Raw genomic sequence first — 22108 nt, 5'->3', positions numbered from 1 at the left:
CCCTTTGGTCMCCCTGCACCCGTGCGGCTTCCCCCATGGCCCGCACCCTAAGGCATTAAAAAAGGCGCAGCCCGAYCCGGCGCCTTTTATCGATGAAGKGGSGGTGATGATCGATACCCGCCGCGCCCTGGAAGTTGGCGAAGCCGCCGCCGGGGTGGATGTTCCCGAATATGTGAATTCCTGGCGTGCGCCGGGCAAGGAATCCTGATGAAACTCGCATCACTGCAGCAAGGCCGCGACGGCGTGCTCGTCGTGGTATCGCGCGACCTAAGCCGCGCCACCGAAGTCCCATCGATTGCCGCCACCCTGCAGGCCGCGCTGGATAACTGGGCAGCGGCCAAGCCCAAGCTGGAGGCGGTGTATCAACGCTTGAACGATGGCCTGGAAGAGGGCGCGTTTGCCTTCGATCAGGCGGCCTGCCACAGCCCGTTGCCGCGCGCCTATCACTGGGCCGACGGCAGCGCTTACGTCAATCATGTGGAGCTGGTACGCAAGGCCCGTGGCGCCGAAATTCCGGAAAGCTTCTGGCACGACCCGCTGATGTACCAGGGCGGCGCCGACTGCTTTATCCCGCCGCACAGCCCGATTCAGATGGCCGACGAGACCTGGGGCATCGACCTGGAAGCCGAGATTGCGGTGATCACCGATGACGTGCCGATGGGCGCGACCGCTGCCGAGGCGGCCGGACATATCCAGCTGCTGATGCTGGTCAACGATGTGTCGTTGCGTAACCTGATTCCCGGTGAGTTGGCCAAGGGCTTCGGCTTCTACCAGAGCAAGCCGTCGTCGAGTTTCTCACCCGTGGCGATTACCCCGGATGAGCTGGGTGATACCTGGCGCGATGGCAAGGTGCACCGGCCGCTGGTGTCGCATATCAACGGCGCGCTGTTCGGCCAGCCGGATGCCGGCGTGGACATGACCTTCAACTTCCCGACCCTGGTCGCCCATGCTGCCAAGACCCGGCCGTTGTGCTGCGGCACCATCATCGGTTCCGGCACCGTGTCGAACTACGACCGCAGTGCGGGTTCTTCCTGCCTGGCAGAGAAGCGCATGCTGGAAATCATCGAGAGCGGCGAGGCGAAAACCCCGTTCCTCAAGTTCGGTGACCGGGTGCGCATCGAGATGTTCGACGCCGCCGGCCATAGCCTGTTCGGCGCTATCGACCAGGCGGTGGAGCGCTATGAACACTGAGTTGACGCTCTATGGCTACTGGCGATCCAGCGCGGCCTACCGGGTGCGTATTGCGCTAAACCTCAAGGGCCTGGCCTACCAGCAAGTGCCGGTGCACCTGGTCAAGGACGGCGGCCAGCAACACTCGGCCGAGTATCAGGCGCTGAATCCGCAGGAGCTGCTGCCCTTGCTGGTGGATAAAGGCAACGGCGGGGTGCGCATCGCCCAGTCGCTGGCGATTCTTGAATACCTCGATGAGGTGTTTCCGACGCCGGCATTGCTGCCCAGCGATCCGGTGCAGCGCGCTCAGGTGCGCGCCCTGGCCCTGCATATCGCCTGCGACCTGCATCCGCTGAACAACCTGCGGGTGCTGCAGTACCTGAGCGGCGAGCTTGGGGTGGGCGAGACGGCCAAGGACGCCTGGTATCAACACTGGCTGCACAAGGGCCTTGCTGCGGTCGAGGCTGGGCTGGCGGTATTCAATGATCGCCTGTCGCTCGGCGAACGGCCCGGATATCTGGAAGCCTGTCTGGTTCCACAGCTGTATAATGCGCGCCGTTTTAACTGTGACCTTGATGCGTACCCGCGCATCCTCGCCATGGCGGCGCGTTGTGAGTCTCTGGATGCCTTTAAACAGGCGGCGCCGGAGGTGCAACCCGACGCTCAGTGATCCCAGCCGGCTTCGCCGCCGCTAGGGTCAGGCGAATCCGGCTCCATAAAAGCCTTGCCACTCCGCCGCGCCACAAGCGCTGCGGGTTCTATTTCGTCACAGATAAAAACAAACAGGTGACGCATGACCCGTGAAAAACCGAAGAACCTCTGGCTCTCGCGCTGGGGCTTTATTCTTGCTGCAACCGGCTCCGCTGTGGGCCTGGGCAATATCTGGAAATTCCCCTACATCACCGGCGAATACGGCGGTGGTGCGTTTGTACTGATGTACCTGGCCTGCATCCTGGCCATCGGCATTCCGGTGATGATGACCGAGATCGCCATTGGCCGACGCGGCCGTGGCAGCCCCATCGATGCGATTGGTCGAGTGGTCAAGGAAAACAGCGGCAACCCGCTGTGGAAGGCAGTCGGCGGCATGGCCATGCTGGCCGGTTTTATGATCCTGTGTTTCTACGTGGTAGTGGCCGGTTGGGCTTTTGCCTACACGGTGAAAATGCTCGACGGCTCCCTGGCTGCCACCAGTGTGGAAGCCCTCGGCGGGGTATTCGAGGCGCATAACGCCAACCCCTGGCAACTCGGCGGTTGGAGCGTGCTGGTGGCGCTGCTGACCCTGTGGATCGTCGCCAAGGGCGTGCAGAAGGGCATCGAGAATGCCGTGCGTTGGATGATGCCGGGCCTGGCCGTGATGCTGCTGATTCTGGTGGGCTATGCCTTTACCAGTGGCGGTTTTAGCGCTGGCTTCGATTTCCTGTTTACCTTCGATGCCTCGAAAATCACCGGTGAAGCCTTGCTGGCCGCACTGGGCCATGCGTTCTTTACCCTCAGTCTGGCCTCCGGGGCGATTCTCACCTACGGCTCCTACCTACCGGACGGTCAGTCGGTGGCGCGCACCACCTTTGTCGTGGCCATCTGCGACACCTGCGTGGCGCTGCTGGCGGGGCTGGCGATCTTCCCTATCATCTTCGCCAACGGCATGAGCCCGAGCGCCGGGCCCGGGTTGATCTTTATGAGCCTGCCGCTGGCCTTCCAGCAGATGCCGTTCGGCACCGCCTTTGGCGTGCTGTTCTTTGCCATGGTATCGATTGCCGCGCTGACTTCGGCGATTTCCATGATCGAAGCCACGGTGGCCTACCTTAACGAGAAGTACGCCATCAGCCGCTTCAAGGCCGCTGCCGCGTCTGGTGCGGTGCTGCTGGTGATCAGCCTGCTGGCGATGCTCTCGTTCAACCTGCTGGCCGGTTGGACGCCGCTGGGCAAGAACTTCTTCGACTGGCTGGATTACCTGACTTCGCGCTGGATGATGCCGCTCGGCGGGATCTTCATGGTGCTGCTGGCCGGTTACGCACTGCGCGATGAAATCATGCGTGATGAGCTGAACCTGCCGCCGCTGGGCTATGCCCTCTGGCTGTTTATGGTGCGCTACGTCAGCCCGGTGCTGATCATGGTGGTGTTCCTGCATGCCCTGGGCTGGTTGATGTTTGACCCTATTGCTCAGTGGTACTGGATTGCCGGCGCCATTGGCCTGCTCGCGGTGCTCGGTGAAGTGCTGCGACCACGGGTCGTACCGGCGCTCGCCGGGCGTTAATCACGCCAAGCCAAGCCGCAGTAGAGAAGGGCGCACAGGCAAAAGCCGTGCGCCCTTTTTTATGGTCGTCATATCCTTGGCGCGGGCTTTCTGGCGATAACTCGCCACTCTCGATAAAGCATCAGCGGAAACCTGCCGATAATCCGGGATATTCGCAGCACTCGACCTTTGGCTTTATTTCGCTGAGCAACCGCCAACAGCTCTGGTTCGGGCCTTGTCGCGGTTACCTAGGCCCCGATCAGGCCTCTGGCGCAAGGGTTGCAATAAAGCGGAGCTAAACTGCCATCAGTAGTTCATGTGCTTGCCTGGGCCGCCATCACGCCGCCTCGCAGCGCACGATAATAAAAACGGAGTCGTTGTTATGTCCTCTTCTGCCGCTCGCCTGTTCGCCGATCTGTCTGTCGGTAAAAAGCTTATGTGTGGCTTCGGCCTGGTGCTGTTGCTCACGGTTGCCGTTACCGGCAGTGGCTTTCTGGCAGTGCAAGCCGTGTTGGACGGGCATGCCAGCACCAGTGGCCTGTCGGCAATCGACGCCCAGGTGTTGCAGGCGCGCCGCGCCGAGCGTGATTTTGCTCTGCGGCAAAACAGCGAGGCCGCCGCGCAGGTGCATGAACAGCTGGATCGGGTCAGTTCCGCAGTCGCCCAGCAGTTGGCCGCCGCATCCAATGCCGATCAGGCGCGTCTGCAAAGCATGCAGCAGGCCATCGATGACTATCGCCGGCAGTTCGACAGCTTTGTCGAGCAGCAGAACAATGCCCGCGCGGCGCGCACGCAGATGCGTGAGGCGGCTGGTGAGGCACGTGACCAGTTTGATGTGATCGAGCTGGATATGTACGACGCGGTGCGTGAGCTGCGTCTGGAAGGGGACAAGTTGCGCGGCAGCGACCCGCTGACCCTGGCGGAAACAGCCTCGGGCCTGAGCAAACGCATGCTCGACCTGCGCGGCCATGAAAGCCAGTACATCATCGATGGCTCGGCCGAGGCCCTGGAAGAGTGGACCTATATCAACGACGACCTGCAAACCGTCGCGCGCAGCCTGATGGTTTGGCTGGACGACGACCAGAAAGGTGCCATCGAAACCGCCCTAAAGGCGCTGACCCTGTATCAGCAGGCTTTTACCAATTACCAGCAGGTACGTGGGCAGAGCCAACAGAGCGAAGTGGCGATGGTCGAGCGTGCCCAGGCGGTGTTGGCCCTGGTGGATGAAGCCAAGGTCCAGCAGGAACAGGCCATGGCCGCTGATAGCCGCCAGGCCATGCTGTTGCTCGGCGCCATGGGCATTGCTGCGGTGATTATCGGCATGCTGGCGGCGCTGATTATCTCCCGCCTGATTGTTGCGCCCTTGCAGCAGACCGTGGTGTTTGCTCAGCGCATTGCCGCTGGCGACCTGACTCACGACCTGCCGCAGGATCGCCGTGACGAGCCGGGCCAACTGATGGCCGCCATGCAGGTGATGAGCGTGAGTCTGCGCACCCTGGTTGGGCGCATTGGCGGTGGCGTCAGCCAGATTGCCGCCGCCGCCGAGCAGCTGTCAGCGATTACCGCGCAAACCAGTGCAGGCGTGCAAAACCAGAAGATGGAAACCGAACAAACCGCCACCGCCATGCATGAAATGGCCGCAACCGTGCAGGAAGTGGCGCAGAACGCCGAGCAGGCTTCCCTGGCCGCGCGTGCTGCGGACCAGGAGGCGCAGCAGGGCAATCTGGTGGTGCAGCAGGCGGTAAGCCAGATCGGCCATCTGGCCACCGAGGTGGAGGAATCCGCCGAAGCCATCGCCGCGCTGAATCAAGAAAGCGCGCGTATTGGCGGCGTGCTTGAGGTGATTCGCAATGTCGCCGAACAGACCAATCTGCTCGCGCTGAACGCCGCCATCGAAGCCGCGCGGGCTGGTGAGCAGGGGCGCGGCTTTGCCGTGGTAGCCGATGAGGTACGCGCTCTAGCCAAGCGCGCGCAGGATTCCACCGAAGAAATCGAAGGGCTGATCGCCAGCCTGCAGCGCCTGGCCAAGGGCGCAGTGGAGAAGATGGACAGCAGTCGCAATCTGACCCAGCGCACCGTCACTTTGGCGGGTGAAGCCGGCGCTGCCCTGGGCCGTATCACCCAGGCGGTAAGCACCATCGAGCAGATGAACCAGCAGATCGCCGCCGCCGCCGAAGAGCAGAGTGCGGTGGCGGAAACCATCAGTGAAAGCGTGACGCGGGTGCGTGATATTGGCGAGCAAAGCGCCAGCGCCAGTCAGCAGACCGCAGCATCCAGCGCTGAGCTGGCGCGCCTTGGGGTTGAGCTGCAGGGGCTGGTGGCGCAGTTCCGCAGCTGATCAGGCGTTCTACTCAAGTCTGAAACTGCATCACCGCGCTCTGCATGCTGCGCGCCACGCGGTCGAGGCTTTGCGCGGCGTCGGCCAGTTCATGCACGGTGCGGCTGTTTTGCTGCGACATCTGCGCGATATGTTCGACTTGCTGCGCCACTTCGCTACTGGCGCGGCTCTGTTCGTCTATGGTCTGCGATATCTCTTCCACCACCTCGGCTGCGCGTTGCGCGCCGCCGCGGATTTCACTGATCGACTCACCGGCCTGACGCGCCAAGGTCACGCCATCGTTCACCCGGGTCACACCAGTCTGCATGCTGTTGACCGCCTGTTCGGTGCTGGTGCGGATGCGTTCGATCATCCCGGTGATTTCCTGGGTCGATTGCGCGGTGCGCGCGGCCAGGTTGCGTACTTCATCGGCGACCACGGCAAAGCCACGGCCAGCTTCACCCGCGCGCGCGGCCTCGATGGCGGCGTTTAGCGCGAGCAGGTTGGTCTGCTCGGCGATGCTCTTGATCACCTGAATGATCGAGTGAATTTCTTCGGATGATTCGCCCAGCGCGGTGATTGTGGCGCTGGATTCGTTGACCGCTTCGGCAATCCGGCTCATGCCATCGACCACGCCCATGATCACCTGACCGCCGTTGCTGGCCAGGTGCTCGGAATGCGAGGAAATTTCCTGGGCATTGCGCGCGTGGCCGGCGATCTGTTCGATGTTCTGCATCATTTGTTCCATGGCCCCGGCCATGCTGCTGGCGCTCTGCGATTCTTCCGTGGTGCTGCGCACGATGCTCTGCGAGGCACCGTTAAGGCTGCGCGCGGTTTGCTGCAACTGTTCCCCTTCCTGGCGGATGCCGTCGATCATCTGCCGCAGATTGCCCTGCATATCCGCCAGCGCCTGCTGCAGTTGCCCGGCTTCATCGTTGCTGTCGACGCTGATGGTGCTGCGCAGGTTGCCCTGGGCAATGTTGCGCGCCACCCCGATGATCTTCTCCAACGGGCGTAATACGGCTTTCATCAACTGGGTGGTGAGCAGGCAGAGCAGACAGCAAACCACCAGAATGCCGCCGATCAGCAACCAGGCGGCTTGTTGCACGGCGGCTTCGCCTTCGCTGCGGGTTTGCGCCGAGTGCGCTTCGATCAGGCCGCTGAGGGCTTCGTTCTTTTCTTCCAGGTCGCCGAAGCTGGCATCGAAGGCGGCCATCTGTTGGCGCGCGGCCTGCGGGTCAGTCAGGGCCAGATTGACGATCCCCTCGGCCTGCTGAATGTAGCTGGCCAGGGCTGGCTGCGATTGGCTGATTGCCTGGCGAATATCTGCGCTGAGCGGCAGTTTGGCGTTGTCATTGAGGGTGCGGGTAAACCATTCGCTGTGCTCGCGCAGGTCATCGCGTACCTGGGTTACCGCCGCGCTGTCGGCGGGGTCGATATAGAAGGCGGCGAGTACATCGGCGCGCAGGGCGTCGTGCATCATGTCGCCTTCCAGGTGGTTGCGCAGGGCGCTGACGCTCAGCTGATTTTCGTTAAGGGCGCTGGCCAGGCGGGTTTGCCCCCAGAAACCGATGCTACCCAGCAGGGTGGCTGCCAGTACGCTGATCGCACCGCAGGCGATCATTTTCTGCCGAATGTTCATGGCCAGACTCCAACGGGTAAAGGTTGGAATTCAGCCTAGACCATGCACCGCGCCTCTGTAGGGACGGCCCAGGCCGGCCGGCAAGCGCTGCGGTTATTGCACGCCGCTACTGGCCAGCGGCGCTTTGCGCAGTTCATCGGCCCAGGCCAGTAACGGTACTTGCACCTCGGGTTGCCAGATGCGCGCCCACAACAGCTGTAGACGTGAGAAGTCGCCGCGGTTCATCGGCAGACGCTGGATGTTGTTATGCACGCGCCATTGGCCGTTTTCCAGGGTGGCGAAGTCGAAGCGGAAAGGGTGGAAACCGGTCATGCCCAGGCGAATATCGGTGACCACCAACTGCTCGCCCAGCTGGTCATAGCGCAGCACACCATTGGTAAACCAGGCCAGCCGCGCATGTGCCGGCGATTCGGCCAGCGCCGCCGCCAGGTGCGTACCACGGGGGATGCGCTCGAGCGTCGGTGGCGTATCGTCAAACCAGCTGACCAGCGCCTCGTGGTAATCCTCACCATCCAGCACGATCACCCGCCACAGCAGGCTGTTGAACGGCGTGGTGGTGCTGAAGATTTGCTGCGCCTCGATGCCCTGACGCGCTAGTTCGGCCTCCACGCGCTGCTCGGCCATGTATTTGCCGCCCAGGGTAAAGCCCAGGTACAGCGATGAAACCAGCAGTGCCTGGGCCGGCGCCTTGGCCACCTTGTTCTGCGGGCCAGGGTCGCGCAGGCCATAAAGCAGCCCCAGCGCCACCGCGATACACAGTGGCACGGTGTAGAACGGATCGATGATAAAGATGCTCGACCAGGCGGTGGGGATCGGCGTCAACGGCCAGAGCAGCTGGGTGCCGTAGCTGGTAAAACTGTCGAGCAGCGGATGGGTAATCAGCACCAGCCACAGGGTGATAAATAGCCGCTGCGATGAATAACCGGGGTTGTGCCTGAATCGTCGGGTCAGCCAGGCCAGTACTAGCGCCAGCCCGGTAAGGACAAACAACGAATGGCTGAAGCCGCGGTGATAGGTCATATCGGCCACGGCGTCGCCGTAATCGATGATCACATCCAGATCCGGCAACGTGCCGAGCATGGCTCCGTACAGCAGCGCCTTACGCCCCTGCCAGCGGCCGAGCAGTGCGCCCTGAATAGTGGCGCCAAGTACTGCCTGGGTTATCGAGTCCATGACTGATCTCTGAATTAAACAGGCGGCTAAATTAGCCGAACGCCCACGTTTTGGCAGCGGCTAATTTTCAAGCAAAGGTTTCAATGGGCATGCCTGGCAACAGCCTGCTAGAGCTTGAAGAAGCTGACCTTGTCAGTCAGACGATTGGCCAGGGTGGCCAGTTCGCGGCTGGAGGCAGCCACCTGTTCGGAGCCGGAGGAGGTTTCCAGGGTGGCGCTGTGGATGCGGTTGATATTCTGGTTCACCTCTTCGGCCACCGCACTCTGTTCTTCCGAGGCACTGGCGATCTGCGCGTTCATTTCGTTGATGGCGGTGACTTCTCTGCGGATCTTGTTCAGCGCAGTTTCGGCCTGGCCGGTTTGCTCGACTGTCTGCTGGGCCAGTTGACGGCTGTTGCGCATCACCTCGGCGGCTTTGCCAGCACCTTCCTGCAGCTTGCCGATCATGCCGCGAATTTCCCGAGTGGAGTCCTGGGTACGGGTTGCCAGCGAACGTACTTCGTCGGCCACCACGGCAAAGCCACGACCGTGCTCGCCGGCTCGTGCGGCCTCAATGGCGGCGTTAAGGGCGAGCAGGTTGGTTTGCTCGGCAATCGAGGTAATCACCTCGATGATTTTCTCAATGCTCTCGCTGTCGGTGGACACCTGCTGCACGCTTTCGGCGGCGCTTTCCAGGGTGCGCGCCAGGTTCTGGATGGCGCTGGCGGTGGCGCTGACCACCTGATTGCCGGTAGCCACTTCGTTATCGGCATTACGGGTGGCGGAAGCTGCACTGGCGGCATAGTTGGCCACTTCATTGACGGTGGCTGCCATCTGGTTGATGGCGGTAGCCATCTGCTCGGCCTCGCTGGATTGCAGGCGGATCTGCTGGTTGTTGCTGTCGGATGTGGTCAGCAACTGGTCTGAGGCCAGGGTCAGTTCACCGGCGGCGCTGCGCACCTGGGTGATGGTCTCGGCCAGGTGCTTGACCATGTCCTGCAGGGCGCCCATAACGCTGTCCGGGTAACGGGTCTGGATGCGTTGATTAAGTTCGCCATTGGCCAGGCGCTGGATAACCTCGGCGACTTTGTAAGGCTCGGCGCCCAGTGTGGATTTCAGCTTGTTGATGATGATCAGTGACACGCCAATGCTCAGCAGCACGGCGGCGGCAGTGATCAGCAGAATCAACATTTGAAAGCCTCCAGCGGTCTCACGTACCGCGCCAATATCATTGCCGATTACTTGTTCCTGATGGTCGATATAGGCGTTGATGCTTTTAAGCCATTCCCCATAAGCCGGCGAGGCTTGCTCCATCAGCAGGCTTTTAGCTGCGTCCGTATCGCCTTGACTGCGCAGGCTGATCAGTTGCTCGGTCAAGCTCAGGGTGCTGCGCTCAATAGCCTGAATATCGCTTAATAGGCGCTGTTCGGCAGCTGTTGGCGCTTGTTCGCGCAGCAAACTGTCCATGGACCGTGCCGACTCTTGATAGAAGTCTTTAAGGCGTTGAATTTCGCTCAGTTGACGGTTCAGCGCCACATCGTTATCCACCAACACCGCATCGCGTATGGCGATGGCGCGGTCATGCACGCTGCCACGGAAGTTGATGGCATAACGCTGCTTGAGCGAAGCCCCTTCACTGACTGCGGTCAGGGTCTCGTCGATAAAGCCAACGCGCATTACACCGATAAGGGTAATCAGGATCATCAGCGACAGAATCAAGCCAAATCCAAGGCTCAGGCGTTGCGCAATACTCAATTGTGATTGCATGAAATCGACTCCTCTTGCCCCTTAGGGCGGCGACTGCTTACTGCGTTGAAGGGGAGGCTCAGCAGGTGGTGAGTACTCTCTTGTGCAAACCTTATACAAAATATTCAGTTTGTACAATTTTGTTTTAGGTTTTAGCCATAGTGGCTGATGGCCGGTATCGGCGCGGCCCAGGAGTCCATAAAATGGCTGGAATGCCCGTAAATAGGCGGTTGATTACTGTATAGAAACGGTGAGGCCGGCCTGTTCAACTGAGCGGAAGATGATCGTCAGGCTTATACGAAAGTTGTACAGCTTGGGCGAGAGGGACTGGAAGAGACCTTATGCCGAGCCATAAGTCAGCAGGCCGCTGTAAGCGGCCTGTGTGTAAGGCTCAGAACGAGGCGAGGATGCGCCCCAGCACGGCCATCGCCTGCTCGCTCTGTGCATCCCAGGGGTGGCCGTAATTCAGGCGGGCGCAGTTGCCGAAGCGGCGGGTGGCCGAGAATATCGGCCCTGGTGCCAGGCTGATGCCCTGGGCCAGGGCCAGTTGGAACAGGCGCAGCGCATCGACCTGTTCGGGAAACTCGAACCAAAGAAAGTAGCCGCCGCTGGGTCTAGTGACCTTGGTACTGGCCGGGAAGTGTCGCGCCGCCGAGGCGAGCATCGACGCCTGTTGCGCCTCCAGGGCGTGGCGCAGTTTGCGCAGATGGCGGTCATAACCGCCGTGTTGCAGATAATCGGCAAGGGCGGCCTGGGCCGGTACGGAAGGCGAGATGGTAGTCATCAGCTTGAGCCGGCTGATCTGCTCGGCATAGCGCCCGCCCGCCACCCAGCCGACTCGATAACCCGGCGCCAGGCATTTGGAAAACGAGCCGCAGTGCATCACCAGGCCGTCGCGATCGAAGCTCTTTACCGGCTTGGGTGGCTGCGTGCCGAAGTACAGCTCGGCGTACACGTCATCCTCGATCAGCGGCACCTGATGGCGCTGCAGCAGTTCATATAGCGCGCGCTTCTTGTCATCACTCATGCTCGCGCCGAGTGGGTTCTGCAGGCTGCTCATAAACCAGCAGGCCTTGATCGGCAGGTCATTCAGGCGCTCGGCCAGTACATCCAGGTCGATACCTTCACGCGGGTTGACCGGGATTTCTACCGCCTTGAGCTTGAGGCGTTCCAGCACCTGTAGCGTGGCGTAGAAGGCCGGGGCCTCAATAGCCACCAGATCGCCCGGTTGAGTCACGCATTGCAGGCACAGATTGAGCGCCTCCATGGCGCCACTGGTGATCACCAGCTCCTCCAGCGGCAGCATCACGCCGCTGACCATATAGCGCAGGGCAATCTGCCGGCGCAGATTGGGGTTGCCCTCGGTCATGTCGGCAATCACCGCCTGCGGTTGCATATCACGCAGGCTGTGCGCCATGGAGCGGGCCAGGCGCGGCAGGGGAAACAATTGTGGGCTGGGGAAGGCCGAGCCAAACGGCACGGTGCCTGGATCTTTCAGTGAGGCGAGCACCGAGAACACCAGTTCGCTGACATCCACTTCGGTGGTTTGCGTCGGCTGCTGGCTGGTTTCCGGCTCGGCCAGGGAATGCCGCGCCAGCTCGCGCACGAAATAGCCGGAGCGGGCGCGGGCCTGGATCAGGCCACGGTCTTCCAGCAGGTAATAGGCCTGGAACACTGTGGACGGGCTGACCCCATAGGTACGGCTGGCGTGGCGCACCGAGGGCACCTTTTCGCCAGGGGCGAGCATGCCGCTGCGGATCAGTTCGGCAATCTGGTCGGCGAATTTCTCGTAGCGTTTCATCGTGTCCGTAGGGGCGGCCAGTAGATGACCGCACTCTACGGGGAGTTGCTTTGCCATGCGACTGTCAGCGCCCGCGCGGCGAGAGAAAAGTGCTTTGCGTCTGCGCCTGTTCGCTGGCATCGGCCAGGTTGTGGATCACAAAGCGCACGGGCAGGGTGCTGGACTCGGCCTGTTCGCTCTCCAGCACCACGGTCACTGGTACATCAAGGATTTCCCCTGGGTTCAGCAGCAGCTGTGCAGGTGCATCCAGACGCAGGCTGGGGCTGTCGACCAGCGTCAGGCCATAGCGTTGTGGCTGCTGGGTCTTGTTGATCACCTTGAGCAGGTAGGTGTTCTCGATCTGCCCCAACTGGTTCTCGCGGAACATGCTGCGGTCCTTGGCCGAGTCGATGGACAGCATCGAGCGCGCGCTCAAGGCCCAGACAAAGGCAGCGAGCATCAACACTAGGGCAATCCCATAGCCGATCAGCCGTGGTCGCAGCCAGTGGGTCTTGCCGCCTTGCAGTTCACGTTCGGAGTGATAGCCGACCAGGCCGCGGGCATAGCCCATCTTGTCCATAACCGAGTCGCAGGCATCGATACAGGCGCCGCAACTGATGCAGTCGATCTGCAGGCCATCGCGGATATCGATACCGGTCGGGCATACCTGCACGCACATATAGCAGTCGATGCAATCGCCCAGGCCCTCGGCTTTGTGCTCGCTGTCCTTCCTGCGCGGGCCACGGCCTTCGCCGCGCTTGGCGTCGTAGGCCACCAGCAGGGTGTCATCGTCGAACATCGCACTCTGGAAGCGCGAGTAGGGGCACATGTGCACGCAGACTTTCTCGCGCAACCAGCCGGCGTTGAGGTAGGTGGCGGCCATAAAGAACAACACCCACACCAGCGTACCGCCGTCCAGTTGCAGGCGCAGCAGGTCGCTGGAAAGTTCGCGGATCGGCGTGAAATAACCGATAAAGGTCAGCGCCGTGAGCAGGCTGACGCCCAGCCAGATTGCGTGCTTGGCGCCGCGCCGCGCCAGCTTGTTCAGTGACCAAGGTGCGGCATCCAGCTTGACCCGCTGATTGCGCTCGCCTTCGGTGACTTTCTCGGCCCACATGAAGACCCAGGTCCACACACTCTGCGGGCAGGTGTAGCCACACCACACCCGCCCGGCCACCACGGTGATGGTGAACAGGCCAAAGGCGGCAATAATCAACAGCGCCGAGAGCAGGGTGAAATCCTGCGGCCAGAAGGTCGCGCCGAAGATGTAATAGCGGTGCTCGGCGAGGTTCCACAACACCGCCTGACGGCCGTCCCAGTCTAGCCAGGCGGTGCCGAAGAAGATCAGAAACAGCAAGCCAGCGCCGTACAGGCGCAGATTGCGAAAGCGCCCGCTAAAACTGCGGGTATGAATCGGCCCGCCGGCCTGGGACGGCGTCAGGCGGATGGGCTGGCGCGGGTCGATGGTCTGGATGATCTGCGCGGGAATACGTTCGCTCATTACGGGCCTCGCTGGGCTTAATCAGGCGAGGCGAATGATGTGAGCGCTGCTGTTTGGATAACAGACTCAGGTTTTCAAATAAAAAGCGGATCAGATGCTTGAGCGGCAAGGTGCCTGTTACTGCCTAGCCCTCGCCACGACCGGTTGCTACAGGTCGCTTTCGCAGAAAGTGCCAGAAGCCTGTGCCGAAAGCCCGCGTTAGAGCGTCAGCACAGGCCTTGTGCTGGCTTCAACAAAAACAATTCTCCAGCGAAACCTGAACTGCCTGTCTTAACGACAGTTGGAGAATTCTTATGAACACCTGGTTTGCCAACCTTAGCGTCACCCGCAAGCTGGCTCTCGGCTTCGGCCTGGTGCTGGCCCTGACTCTTGCCCTGGCCTGGGTCGCCTGGACCGGCCTTGGCAGCGTTATCCAGCGCAGCACCTGGATGAGCGATATCACCCAGCTCAACACCACACTGACCAATCTACGCATTGCCCGCCTGCAGTTCATGCTGGCCAAGGGCGATGCAGCGAGCAGTGATCGCGTGCTGAGCAACCTGGATATCTATTTGCAGCAGCAGAAGAAGCTACTCGGCAGCTTCACCAACCCGGTCAACGTCAAGCTGCTGCAGGAGCAGGATCGCTATAACCAGGATTACCAGCGATCGTTAGGTGGTATGCGCGCCGCCTACACGGCCGCCGATGCCGCGCGGCGCAAAGTGGCGAGCGAGACGCAGCAGCTCGGCGAGCTGTTGAACGCCATGGAGCGCAGCGTGCAGTCGCTGCCGGAATACGACGGCGGCCGTTTTGCCCAGTTGCAGGCGCTGACCCGCACCCAAGGCGAGTTGCTGCGCCTGCGTTACCTGCTGGAGCGTTACGACAGCGCCCCTGATACGCAAACCGAGCAGGCGCTGGTCGAGCGCATCACGGCCGCCCGCACCAGCCTTGGGCCGTTGGAGCAAGCCTTCGGCGCCGCCCAGCAGGATGCAGTACGCCGCATCGCGACGGCCTTGGGCCAGTACCAGGAGGCGCTGCAGGCGTTCAAGCTGGCCACTGGCGATATTGCTCGCACTCGCCAGGAAATGACCGAGCAGCAGGGCGAAATCGTGCGTATCAGCGAAACCCTGTACCAGTTCCAGATGGACCGCCTGGCCATCGAGAGCGCCCAGGCGCGTAGCCTGCAGATCGGCGCCACGCTGCTGGCGATGCTCTTCGGCGTGCTGGCCGCCTGGGTTATCACCCGGCAGATCACTCGGCCGCTGCAGGACACCCTGAGCGCGGTGCAGCGCATTGCCGAAGGTGATCTGACCGCCAGCGTGCAGGTCGACCGTCGCGATGAGATGGGCCAGCTGCAGCAAGGTATTCAGCATATGGCCGCGACCCTGCGTGAGCTGATCGGCGGTATCCGCGATGGCGTAGCGCAGATCGCCAGCGCTGCCGAGGAGCTGTCTGCGGTGACTGAGCAGACCAGTGCCGGTGCCAACAGCCAGAAAAGCGAGACCGATCAGGTGGCCACTGCCATGCATGAGATGTCTGCCACCGTGCAAGAAGTGGCGCGCAACGCCGAACAGGCTTCGCAGGCTGCCAACGAGGCGGACGGTCAGGCGCGTTTGGGTGATCAGGTGGTGGGCGAAGTCATTGCCCAGATCGAACGCCTGGCCGCTGAGGTCAGTCGCTCCAGCGAGGCCATGAACGGCTTGCAGCAGGAGAGCAACAAGATCGGTAGCGTGATGGACGTGATCAAAGCGGTGGCCGAGCAAACCAATCTGCTGGCGCTGAATGCCGCCATTGAGGCAGCACGCGCAGGCGAAGCAGGGCGCGGTTTTGCCGTGGTCGCTGATGAAGTGCGCGGCCTGGCCCAGCGCACGCAGAAATCCACCGAGGAAATCGAAGCGCTGATCGCTGGTCTGCAGAACGGCACCAAACAGGTGGCAGCGGCGATGCGCAACAGCTGCAGCCTTACCGATAGCAGCGTCGAACTGACGCGCAAGGCCGGCGACTCGCTGGGTAACATCACCCATGCGGTGTCCAACATCCAGTCGATGAACCAGCAGATCGCCGCAGCCGCCGAGGAGCAGAGTGCGGTGGCCGAGGAAATCAGCCGCAGCATCCTCAGCGTGCGTGACGTCTCTGAGCAGACCGCCACCGCCAGCGACGAAACCGCCGCCTCCAGCGCCGAGTTGGCGCGCCTCGGCAATCAACTGCAAACGCTGGTCAGTCGCTTCCGCGTTTAACGAGCAAGCCCGCTGGCCTTGGCAGCCCGCCACGGCCTGCGGCATATATGCCAATTCAGCAGCTGTGCAGCGTTCGCGTTATCCTGAGCGTCCTTTTCTGTGGTGAAGCCCATCCATGCTGGTGATTTCCAACAGCGTTCATCTACCGGACGCTGACATTGAGCTGACCGCCATCCGCGCCCAGGGCGCGGGCGGGCAGAACGTCAACAAGGTGTCCAGTGCGATACACCTGCGCTTCGACATCCAGGCTTCCAGCTTGCCGCCGTTCTACAAGGAGCGGCTGCTGGCGTTGCGCGATAGCCGCATCACCGCCGAAGGCGTGGTGGTTCTCAAAGCCCAGCAGTACCGCACCCAGGAGCAGAATCGTGCCGACGCGCTGGAGCGTCTGGCCGAGCTGATTCGCAGCGCCGCTAAAACTGAAAAAGCCCGCCGCCCGACCAAGCCGACCCTGGGCTCGAAAAAGCGCCGTCTGGAAGGCAAGAACATCCGCGGTACGATTAAAGCCGGGCGCGGCAAGGTCGATTTCTAAAGTCTGTTTACGGTTTGCTGCGTGTTTAAAGCGGGTTTTATCAGCTGATTTTTCGTGAGGGGAAGTGGGGTTTTCATTCGTGCATATTTGACTAAGATGCACGAATGAAGACGACCCTCGATGAATTGCTGGCCTTTGTCAGCGTGGTGGACAGCGGCTCGATCAGCGCCGCCGCCGAACAACTGACGCAGACCGCTTCCGGTGTCAGCCGGGCACTTAGCCGGCTGGAAGAAAAGCTCGATGTCACCCTGTTGCGCCGCACCACGCGGCGTTTGGAGCTGACCGAGGAGGGCCAGGCCTTTCTGGCCCAGGCGCGTAAGATTCTCGATGCGGTGGAAAGCGCCGAAGAGCAGATGAAGGTGCGCCGACAGAAGCCCGCCGGGCGTTTGCGGGTGAATGCCGCTGCGCCCTTTATGCTGCATGCGGTGGTGCCGCTGGTGGCGGGCTTTCGAGCGCAGTACCCGGGGATTCAGCTGGAGCTGCATAGCAGCGACCAGATTATCGACCTGCTGGAGCAGCGCACCGATATCGCTATCCGCATCGGCCCGCTACGCGATTCCACCCTGCATGCGCGGCCGCTGGGCAGCAATCGCCTGCGCATTCTCGCCAGCCCGGCGTACCTCAAGGCCCATGGCACACCGAAAACTGTCGCCGATTTGGACCAGCACAGCCTGCTGGGTTTTACCCAGCCGGAAAGCCTTAATCAGTGGCCGCTGCGTCATCCATTGGGTGACTCGCTGAGCATCAACCCCAGCTTGAGCGCCTCCAGTGGCGAGACCCTGCGTCAACTGGCGTTGGCCGGTGCGGGGATTGTCTGCCTGGCGGACTTTATGACTGCTGCCGACCGCGCCAGCGGCGCGCTGGTGCAACTGCTGCTGCGCGATACCGTCGAGGTGTGCCAGCCGATTCATGCGGTGTACTACCGCAACACCGCACTGGCGTCGCGCATCACCTGTTTTCTCGATTATCTCGCCGGCCAACTGACCTAGGCCGTGCTAGCCGCAGCCTCTTCGGTCAGTGCCTGACGCGCATGGTGCATCACCCTATGCGCGGATTCGCAATCTACAGAGAATGAAAATCGAGCTGAGCAAGCTCGCTGGCTGCACCAGCACCGAGGCAGAACACTGCGGTTTCTCGAGTGCTGGACAGCCGCGCCTGTTGTCTCGACCGTGAGGCTCGAAAGGGCGGCTAGCAGTTTGTTATTGACGGTTATCCAGGTAGGTCTGGTAGTCCGGCACTCGGTAAGCGTGCGCCTGGTCCAGCAGGGCGCTGCCGAGCATATAGTCGGCGCTGCTTTCGTTGCAGGCGACGGGGATATTCCACACCGCTGCCACGCGCAGCAGGGCCTTGATATCTGGGTCATGGGGCTGCTGCTCGAAGGGGTCCCAGAAGAACACCAGCATATCCACCCGCTGTTCGGCGATGCGTGCGCCCAGCTGTTGGTCGCCGCCGAGTGGGCCGCTGATCATGCATTCGATCGGCAAGCCAAGGCGACGGCCCAACAGCAGGCCGGTGGTGCCGGTGGCCAGCAGATGATGACGCGCGAGCTTGTCGCGCTGACGCTTGCTCCACTCAAGCAGGAACTCCTTGCAGTGGTCGTGAGCCACCAGGGCGATGCGCTTGCGCTCGGGTAGGGTGGCGGTGGTAAAGCTGATACGCGGCATGGCGGTTTCCTAGTTTGCTCAGCGAAGGGTTAAAGGGTGCCTGCCTTGCGGTGGGCTTCGCGGTCTCAGCGCCAACCTACGGATGCGGCACCTTTTGGCATCAAGGGGGCGTAGCCCGGATGCAATCCGGGGGGGCTTGTGGCTCGCACCGATGCCGCGGATTACGAACGCCCTCACGCCGCTTTGCATAGCGCCAGGCAGGTATCGAGCATGCGGTTGGAAAAGCCCCATTCGTTGTCGTACCAGGCCATGACTTTCACCAGCCGGCCGCTGACCTTGGTGTGGTTGGCGTCGAAGATCGACGACAGCGGGTTGTGGTTGAAGTCGCAGGACACCAGCGGCAGGTTGTTATAGCCAAGCACTGGCGACTTCTGGCTGGCGGCCAGGAGCAGGGCGTTGATTTCATCGCGGCTGGTGTCGCGCTTGACCTGCAGGGTCAGGTCCACCAGCGAGACATTGATGACTGGCACGCGCACGGCCATGCCGGTCAGTTTGCCGGCCAGTTCCGGCAGCACCAGGCCGACCGCTTCAGCGGCACCGGTCTGGGTCGGGATCATCGACTGGGTGGCCGAGCGCGCCCGATAGGGGTCGCTGTGGTAGACGTCGGAGAGGTTCTGGTCGTTGGTGTAGGCGTGGATGGTGGTCATCAGACCGTGCTCGATGCCCAGCTCGCGCTGCAGCACCTGGACCACCGGGGCCAGGCAGTTGGTGGTGCAGGAGGCATTGGAGATGATCTGCATGGATGAGCGCAGAATGTCGTGATTGACGCCATAGACGATGGTGGCGTCGGCCCCCTTGGCCGGTGCCGAGATGATCACCTTGCGTGCGCCGGCGCTGAGGTGGGCGGCGGCCTTGCTGCGCTCGGTAAACAGCCCGGTGCACTCGAAGACTACATCGACCCCGAGTGCCTGCCAGGGTAGGTCCACGGGGTTGCGAATGGCGCTGACGGCGATGCGGTCGCCGTTGACCGTGAGGCTTTCGCCGTCGCTGTCGACGCTGCCGGCGAAAATCCCGTGAACACTGTCGTACTTGAGTAGATGGGCATTCATCGCGCTATCGCCCAAGTCATTGATGGCGACCACCTGCAGCTGTTGGCGGTAGTCTTGGCAGTAGAGGGCGCGGAGCACATTGCGGCCGATGCGGCCGAAGCCGTTGATGGCGATGCGAATAGTCATGGCTGAGATCCATTCTTTATTTTGTTGTTGGAATTACAAGATTATTCCCGTATCAATAGAAATCAAGTGTTTTAAGTGGCGGTATTTTTGTATTAAGTACAAGGTATTGCCGTTCATCAGCCTGGAGTCAATTACATGCATCCCCGCGTACTTGAGGTAACCGACCGTCTGATCGCCCGCAGCCGCGCCACGCGCGAGCCTTATCTAGCGATGATTCGCGCGGCGGCCAGCGAAGGTCCGCAGCGTGGCAAGCTGCAATGTGCCAATTTCGCCCATGGTGTAGCCGGGTGCGGCAGCGAGGACAAGCAGGCCCTACGTTTGATGAATGCAGCCAACGTGGCGATTGTTTCTGCTTATAACGACATGCTCTCGGCTCACCAGCCCTATCAGGATTACCCGGAGCAGCTCAAACAGGCCTTGCGCGAAATCGGCTCGGTGGGTCAGTTCGCCGGCGGCGTGCCGGCCATGTGCGATGGCGTGACCCAGGGCGAGCCGGGTATGGAGCTGGGCATCGCCAGCCGCGAAGTGATCGCCATGGCCACCGCGGTGGCGCTGTCGCACAACATGTTCGATGCCGCGCTGTACCTGGGGATTTGCGACAAGATTGTCCCCGGCCTGCTGATGGGCGCGCTGCGCTTCGGCCATCTGCCGAGTCTGTTCGTGCCGGCCGGACCCATGCCGTCCGGCCTATCGAACAAGGAAAAGGCCGATGTGCGCCAGCGCTATGCCGAGGGCAAGGCCACCCGTGATGAGCTGCTCGCTGCCGAGATGGCCGCCTACCACAGCCCCGGCACCTGCACCTTCTACGGCACCGCCAACACCAACCAGCTGTTGATGGAGGTGATGGGCCTGCATCTGCCGGGCGCTTCCTTTATCAACCCGGGCACCCCATTGCGCGATGCCCTGACCCACGAGGCGGCGCAGCAGGTCACTCGTTTGACCAAGCAGAGCGGGCAATTTATGCCTCTCGGCGAGATCGTCGACGAGCGCTGCCTGGTCAACTCCATCATCGCCCTGAGCGCCACCGGCGGCTCCACCAATCACACCCTGCATATGCCGGCCATTGCCCGCGCCGCCGGTATCCAGCTGACCTGGCAGGACATGGCCGACCTGTCCGCAGTTACCCCGACCCTGGCCCACGTCTATCCCAACGGCAAGGCCGATATCAACCATTTCCAGGCGGCTGGCGGTATGGCCTTCTTGATTCGCGAGCTGCTCGATGCCGGGCTGCTGCACGAGAACGTCAATACGGTGGCTGGCCATGGGCTTTCCCGCTACACCCGCGAGCCCTTCCTTGAGGAGGGCAAATTGGTCTGGCGCGATGGCCCGGGCAAGAGCCACGATGAAAGCGTGCTGCGCCCGGTGGCCAATCCCTTCTCCGCCGAGGGTGGCCTGCGTCTGATGCAGGGCAATCTCGGTCGCGGGGTGATGAAGGTTTCCGCCGTGGCCCTGGAGCACCAGCTGGTTGAGGCCCCGGCGTTGGTGTTCGAGGATCAACAGCAGCTGGCCGATGCCTTCAAGGCCGGCAAGCTGGAGCGCGACTTCGTCGCGGTGATGCGCTTTCAGGGGCCGCAGAGTAACGGCATGCCCGAGCTGCACAAGATGACCCCCTTCCTCGGTGTGCTGCAGGATCGCGGCTTCAAGGTCGCGTTGGTCACCGACGGGCGCATGTCCGGGGCCTCGGGCAAGATCCCTGCGGCCATCCATGTCTGCCCTGAGGCATACGGCGGCGGGCCGCTGGCGCTGGTGCGTGACGGCGACCTGATTCGCCTCGACGGCCATACCGGCGAATTGCAGCTGCTGGTGGGCGCCGAGGAGCTGGCGGCGCGCGAACCGGCGCGTGGCACCCTGGACAATGCCGTGGGCTGCGGCCGCGAGCTGTTCGCCTTTATGCGCCAGTCCTTTAGCTCGGCGGAGCAGGGTGCTAGTGCCTTCACCACCAGCCTGGAATCGCTGCAGTGAAGTTGGCCCTGGTCGGTGATATCGGTGGTACCAACGCGCGCTTTGCCCTGTGGCGCGATGAGCAGCTGGAGTCGGTTCGGGTGTTGGCTGCCGCCGATTTTCCGGGGCCGGAAGCGGCAATTTGCGCCTACCTGAGCGAGCTGGGCCTGCCTCTCGGCTCGGTGGATTCGGTCTGTCTGGCCTGCGCCGGACCGGTCAGCGGCGACCTGTTTCGCTTTACCAACAACCACTGGCGTATCAGTCGCGCGGCTTTCTGCCGTGAGCTGGAGGTACGCGAGTTGCTGCTGGTCAACGATTTTTCCGCCATGGCCCTGGGCATGACTCGGCTGCGTGATGACGAGCGGGTGCAGGTCTGCCCTGGCACGCCCGAGCATGAGCGCCCCTGTGTGGTGATTGGCCCTGGCACCGGCCTTGGTGTAGGCACCCTGTTGGCCCTGGCTGATGGCAGCTGGCTGGCCTTGCCGGGTGAGGGCGGTCATGTCGATCTGCCGATCGGCAGCCCGCGCGAGGCCGAGCTCTGGCAGCAGCTGTATCGCCAGCTCGGCCATGTGCGCGCCGAAGATGTGTTGAGTGGCAGAGGTCTGCTGCATCTCTATCAGGCGGTCTGCGCCCTGGATGGGCATGAGCCGCGCCTGCATTCGCCGGCCGAGGTCACGGTGGCAGCGCTGGCCGGCGACACGCTGGCGATGGCGGTGTTGGAGCAGTTCTGCGTCTGGCTCGGCCGCGCCGCCGGCAACAATGTGCTGAGCCTGGGCGCGCGCGGCGGGGTGTATATAGTCGGCGGTGTGGTGCCGCGCTTTGCCGAACTCTTTCTGGCCAGCGGTTTTGCCAAAAGCTTCAGTGACAAAGGCTGCATGAGTGCGTACTTTGCCGGCATCCCGGTATGGCTGGTAACCGCCGAATACCCAGGGCTGATGGGCGCGGGTGTGGCTTTGCAGCAGGCGGTGGGATGACGGGCTGGCCGTCCCTGCCGGAGGCTATACATGCCATTTTTGGCGAGTGCATGACAATAAGGACGGCGG

At 62.1% G+C, this 22108-nt stretch carries 16 protein-coding genes and 4 pseudogenes; 12 read left to right on the top strand and 8 right to left on the bottom strand.

All coding sequences use genetic code 11. The annotated features are described in order from the left end of the window. The 6 genes and pseudogenes from ACQ4LH_RS18500 to ACQ4LH_RS18475 all read left to right on the top strand — a co-directional run. Positions 1–208 (top strand): annotated as a pseudogene (locus ACQ4LH_RS18500) (homogentisate 1,2-dioxygenase); the annotation flags it as partial. Then, positions 208–1191, top strand: coding sequence for a fumarylacetoacetate hydrolase family protein (locus tag ACQ4LH_RS18495; RefSeq protein ID WP_430698544.1), 984 nt, complete (start codon positions 208–210; stop codon positions 1189–1191). The pseudogene ACQ4LH_RS18500 and the gene ACQ4LH_RS18495, both read left to right, overlap by 1 nt. After that, entirely contained in the window at positions 1181–1840 is a 660-nt protein-coding gene (gene maiA / locus ACQ4LH_RS18490; RefSeq protein WP_430698543.1) for a maleylacetoacetate isomerase, read from the top strand. The genes ACQ4LH_RS18495 and maiA overlap by 11 nt, the downstream gene beginning before the upstream one ends. Before the next feature lie 123 nt (positions 1841–1963). Further along, entirely contained in the window at positions 1964–3424 is a 1461-nt protein-coding gene (locus ACQ4LH_RS18485; protein ID WP_430698542.1) for a sodium-dependent transporter, read from the top strand. A gap of 295 nt (positions 3425–3719) precedes the next feature. Further along, positions 3720–4883, top strand: a pseudogene (locus tag ACQ4LH_RS18480) (methyl-accepting chemotaxis protein); the annotation flags it as partial. Continuing rightward, the gene (locus ACQ4LH_RS18475; protein WP_430698552.1) at positions 4860–5741 is read left to right on the top strand and encodes a methyl-accepting chemotaxis protein; all 882 of its coding nucleotides are present in this window, start codon (positions 4860–4862) and stop codon (positions 5739–5741) included. The pseudogene ACQ4LH_RS18480 and the gene ACQ4LH_RS18475, both read left to right, overlap by 24 nt. 13 nt (positions 5742–5754) lie before the next feature. Here the strand turns inward: ACQ4LH_RS18475 and ACQ4LH_RS18470 are convergent, their stop codons facing one another. The 6 genes and pseudogenes from ACQ4LH_RS18470 to ccoG all read right to left on the bottom strand — a co-directional run bounded on the left by ACQ4LH_RS18470 (position 5755) and on the right by ccoG (position 13540). After that, a complete protein-coding gene (locus ACQ4LH_RS18470; RefSeq protein WP_430698541.1) occupies positions 5755–7362 on the bottom strand; it encodes a methyl-accepting chemotaxis protein in 1608 nt (535 codons plus the stop codon). A 93-nt stretch (positions 7363–7455) separates the two neighbouring features. Then, the gene (locus tag ACQ4LH_RS18465; protein WP_430698540.1) at positions 7456–8535 is read right to left on the bottom strand and encodes a metal-dependent hydrolase; all 1080 of its coding nucleotides are present in this window, start codon (positions 8533–8535) and stop codon (positions 7456–7458) included. Between the two features lie 107 nt (positions 8536–8642). Beyond that, positions 8643–9347 carry a methyl-accepting chemotaxis protein gene (locus ACQ4LH_RS18460; RefSeq protein WP_430698551.1) on the bottom strand — a complete coding sequence of 235 codons (705 nt, stop codon included), beginning with the start codon at positions 9345–9347 and terminating at the stop codon, positions 8643–8645. A gap of 417 nt (positions 9348–9764) precedes the next feature. Beyond that, positions 9765–10280: pseudogene (locus ACQ4LH_RS18455) on the bottom strand (MCP four helix bundle domain-containing protein); the annotation flags it as partial. 370 nt (positions 10281–10650) lie between these two features. Beyond that, positions 10651–12060 (bottom strand): GntR family transcriptional regulator MpaR, encoded by a 1410-nt coding sequence (gene mapR / locus ACQ4LH_RS18450; protein ID WP_430698550.1) that lies wholly within the window; start codon positions 12058–12060, stop codon positions 10651–10653. A 64-nt stretch (positions 12061–12124) separates the two neighbouring features. Then, on the bottom strand, positions 12125–13540 hold the full coding sequence (ccoG, locus tag ACQ4LH_RS18445; RefSeq protein WP_430698539.1) for a cytochrome c oxidase accessory protein CcoG: 1416 nt from the start codon (positions 13538–13540) through the stop codon (positions 12125–12127). Between the two features lie 293 nt (positions 13541–13833). On the opposite strand from ccoG, the pseudogene ACQ4LH_RS18440 reads away from it, so the two are divergent. The 4 genes and pseudogenes from ACQ4LH_RS18440 to ACQ4LH_RS18425 form a co-directional block, all read left to right on the top strand. After that, positions 13834–14853 (top strand): annotated as a pseudogene (locus tag ACQ4LH_RS18440) (methyl-accepting chemotaxis protein); the annotation flags it as partial. Positions 14854–14862: 9 nt separating this feature from the next. Further along, positions 14863–15756, top strand: a complete 894-nt coding sequence (locus tag ACQ4LH_RS18435) for a methyl-accepting chemotaxis protein (RefSeq protein ID WP_430698549.1) — start codon at positions 14863–14865, stop codon at positions 15754–15756. A gap of 115 nt (positions 15757–15871) precedes the next feature. Continuing rightward, entirely contained in the window at positions 15872–16285 is a 414-nt protein-coding gene (gene arfB / locus ACQ4LH_RS18430) for an alternative ribosome rescue aminoacyl-tRNA hydrolase ArfB (RefSeq protein ID WP_430698538.1), read from the top strand. 104 nt (positions 16286–16389) lie between these two features. Beyond that, positions 16390–17274 (top strand): LysR substrate-binding domain-containing protein, encoded by an 885-nt coding sequence (locus ACQ4LH_RS18425; RefSeq protein ID WP_430698537.1) that lies wholly within the window; start codon positions 16390–16392, stop codon positions 17272–17274. A 210-nt stretch (positions 17275–17484) separates the two neighbouring features. Here the strand turns inward: ACQ4LH_RS18425 and ACQ4LH_RS18420 are convergent, their stop codons facing one another. Then, the gene (locus ACQ4LH_RS18420) at positions 17485–17949 is read right to left on the bottom strand and encodes a methylglyoxal synthase (protein WP_430698536.1); all 465 of its coding nucleotides are present in this window, start codon (positions 17947–17949) and stop codon (positions 17485–17487) included. A gap of 173 nt (positions 17950–18122) precedes the next feature. Continuing rightward, positions 18123–19124, bottom strand: coding sequence for a type I glyceraldehyde-3-phosphate dehydrogenase (gene gap / locus ACQ4LH_RS18415; protein WP_430698535.1), 1002 nt, complete (start codon positions 19122–19124; stop codon positions 18123–18125). 135 nt (positions 19125–19259) lie between these two features. Here gap and edd point away from each other — a divergent pair, with 135 nt between their 5' ends. Both edd and ACQ4LH_RS18405 read left to right on the top strand, forming a co-directional pair. Beyond that, positions 19260–21086, top strand: coding sequence for a phosphogluconate dehydratase (edd, locus tag ACQ4LH_RS18410; protein ID WP_430698534.1), 1827 nt, complete (start codon positions 19260–19262; stop codon positions 21084–21086). Beyond that, positions 21083–22039, top strand: coding sequence for a glucokinase (locus tag ACQ4LH_RS18405; RefSeq protein ID WP_430698533.1), 957 nt, complete (start codon positions 21083–21085; stop codon positions 22037–22039). Before edd ends, ACQ4LH_RS18405 begins: the two co-directional genes overlap by 4 nt. Positions 22040–22108 lie beyond the last annotated feature (69 nt).

Origin of the sequence: Pseudomonas peli, assembly GCF_050563605.1 — a bacterium.
Lineage (GTDB): Bacteria > Pseudomonadota > Gammaproteobacteria > Pseudomonadales > Pseudomonadaceae > Aquipseudomonas > Aquipseudomonas peli_A.
Note: the sequence above shows the minus strand (reverse complement) of the source record. Positions and strands in the feature narration are given on the sequence as shown.

What these genes read in the sequence shown, in the direction of transcription:
- ACQ4LH_RS18465 (WP_430698540.1), bottom strand. Translation starts at nt 8,535, where the DNA reads ATGGACTCGATAACCCAGGCAGTACTTGGCGCCACTATTCAGGGCGCA.
- ccoG (WP_430698539.1), bottom strand. Translation starts at nt 13,540, where the DNA reads ATGAGCGAACGTATTCCCGCGCAGATCATCCAGACCATCGACCCGCGC.
- ACQ4LH_RS18460 (WP_430698551.1), bottom strand. Translation starts at nt 9,347, where the DNA reads ATGGCAGCCACCGTCAATGAAGTGGCCAACTATGCCGCCAGTGCAGCT.
- edd (WP_430698534.1), top strand. Translation starts at nt 19,260, where the DNA reads ATGCATCCCCGCGTACTTGAGGTAACCGACCGTCTGATCGCCCGCAGC.
- ACQ4LH_RS18470 (WP_430698541.1), bottom strand. Translation starts at nt 7,362, where the DNA reads ATGAACATTCGGCAGAAAATGATCGCCTGCGGTGCGATCAGCGTACTG.
- ACQ4LH_RS18425 (WP_430698537.1), top strand. Translation starts at nt 16,390, where the DNA reads ATGAAGACGACCCTCGATGAATTGCTGGCCTTTGTCAGCGTGGTGGAC.
- ACQ4LH_RS18475 (WP_430698552.1), top strand. Translation starts at nt 4,860, where the DNA reads ATGGCCGCCATGCAGGTGATGAGCGTGAGTCTGCGCACCCTGGTTGGG.
- gap (WP_430698535.1), bottom strand. Translation starts at nt 19,124, where the DNA reads ATGACTATTCGCATCGCCATCAACGGCTTCGGCCGCATCGGCCGCAAT.
- arfB (WP_430698538.1), top strand. Translation starts at nt 15,872, where the DNA reads ATGCTGGTGATTTCCAACAGCGTTCATCTACCGGACGCTGACATTGAG.
- ACQ4LH_RS18435 (WP_430698549.1), top strand. Translation starts at nt 14,863, where the DNA reads ATGGGCCAGCTGCAGCAAGGTATTCAGCATATGGCCGCGACCCTGCGT.
- mapR (WP_430698550.1), bottom strand. Translation starts at nt 12,060, where the DNA reads ATGAAACGCTACGAGAAATTCGCCGACCAGATTGCCGAACTGATCCGC.
- ACQ4LH_RS18495 (WP_430698544.1), top strand. Translation starts at nt 208, where the DNA reads ATGAAACTCGCATCACTGCAGCAAGGCCGCGACGGCGTGCTCGTCGTG.
- ACQ4LH_RS18485 (WP_430698542.1), top strand. Translation starts at nt 1,964, where the DNA reads ATGACCCGTGAAAAACCGAAGAACCTCTGGCTCTCGCGCTGGGGCTTT.
- maiA (WP_430698543.1), top strand. Translation starts at nt 1,181, where the DNA reads ATGAACACTGAGTTGACGCTCTATGGCTACTGGCGATCCAGCGCGGCC.
- ACQ4LH_RS18420 (WP_430698536.1), bottom strand. Translation starts at nt 17,949, where the DNA reads ATGCCGCGTATCAGCTTTACCACCGCCACCCTACCCGAGCGCAAGCGC.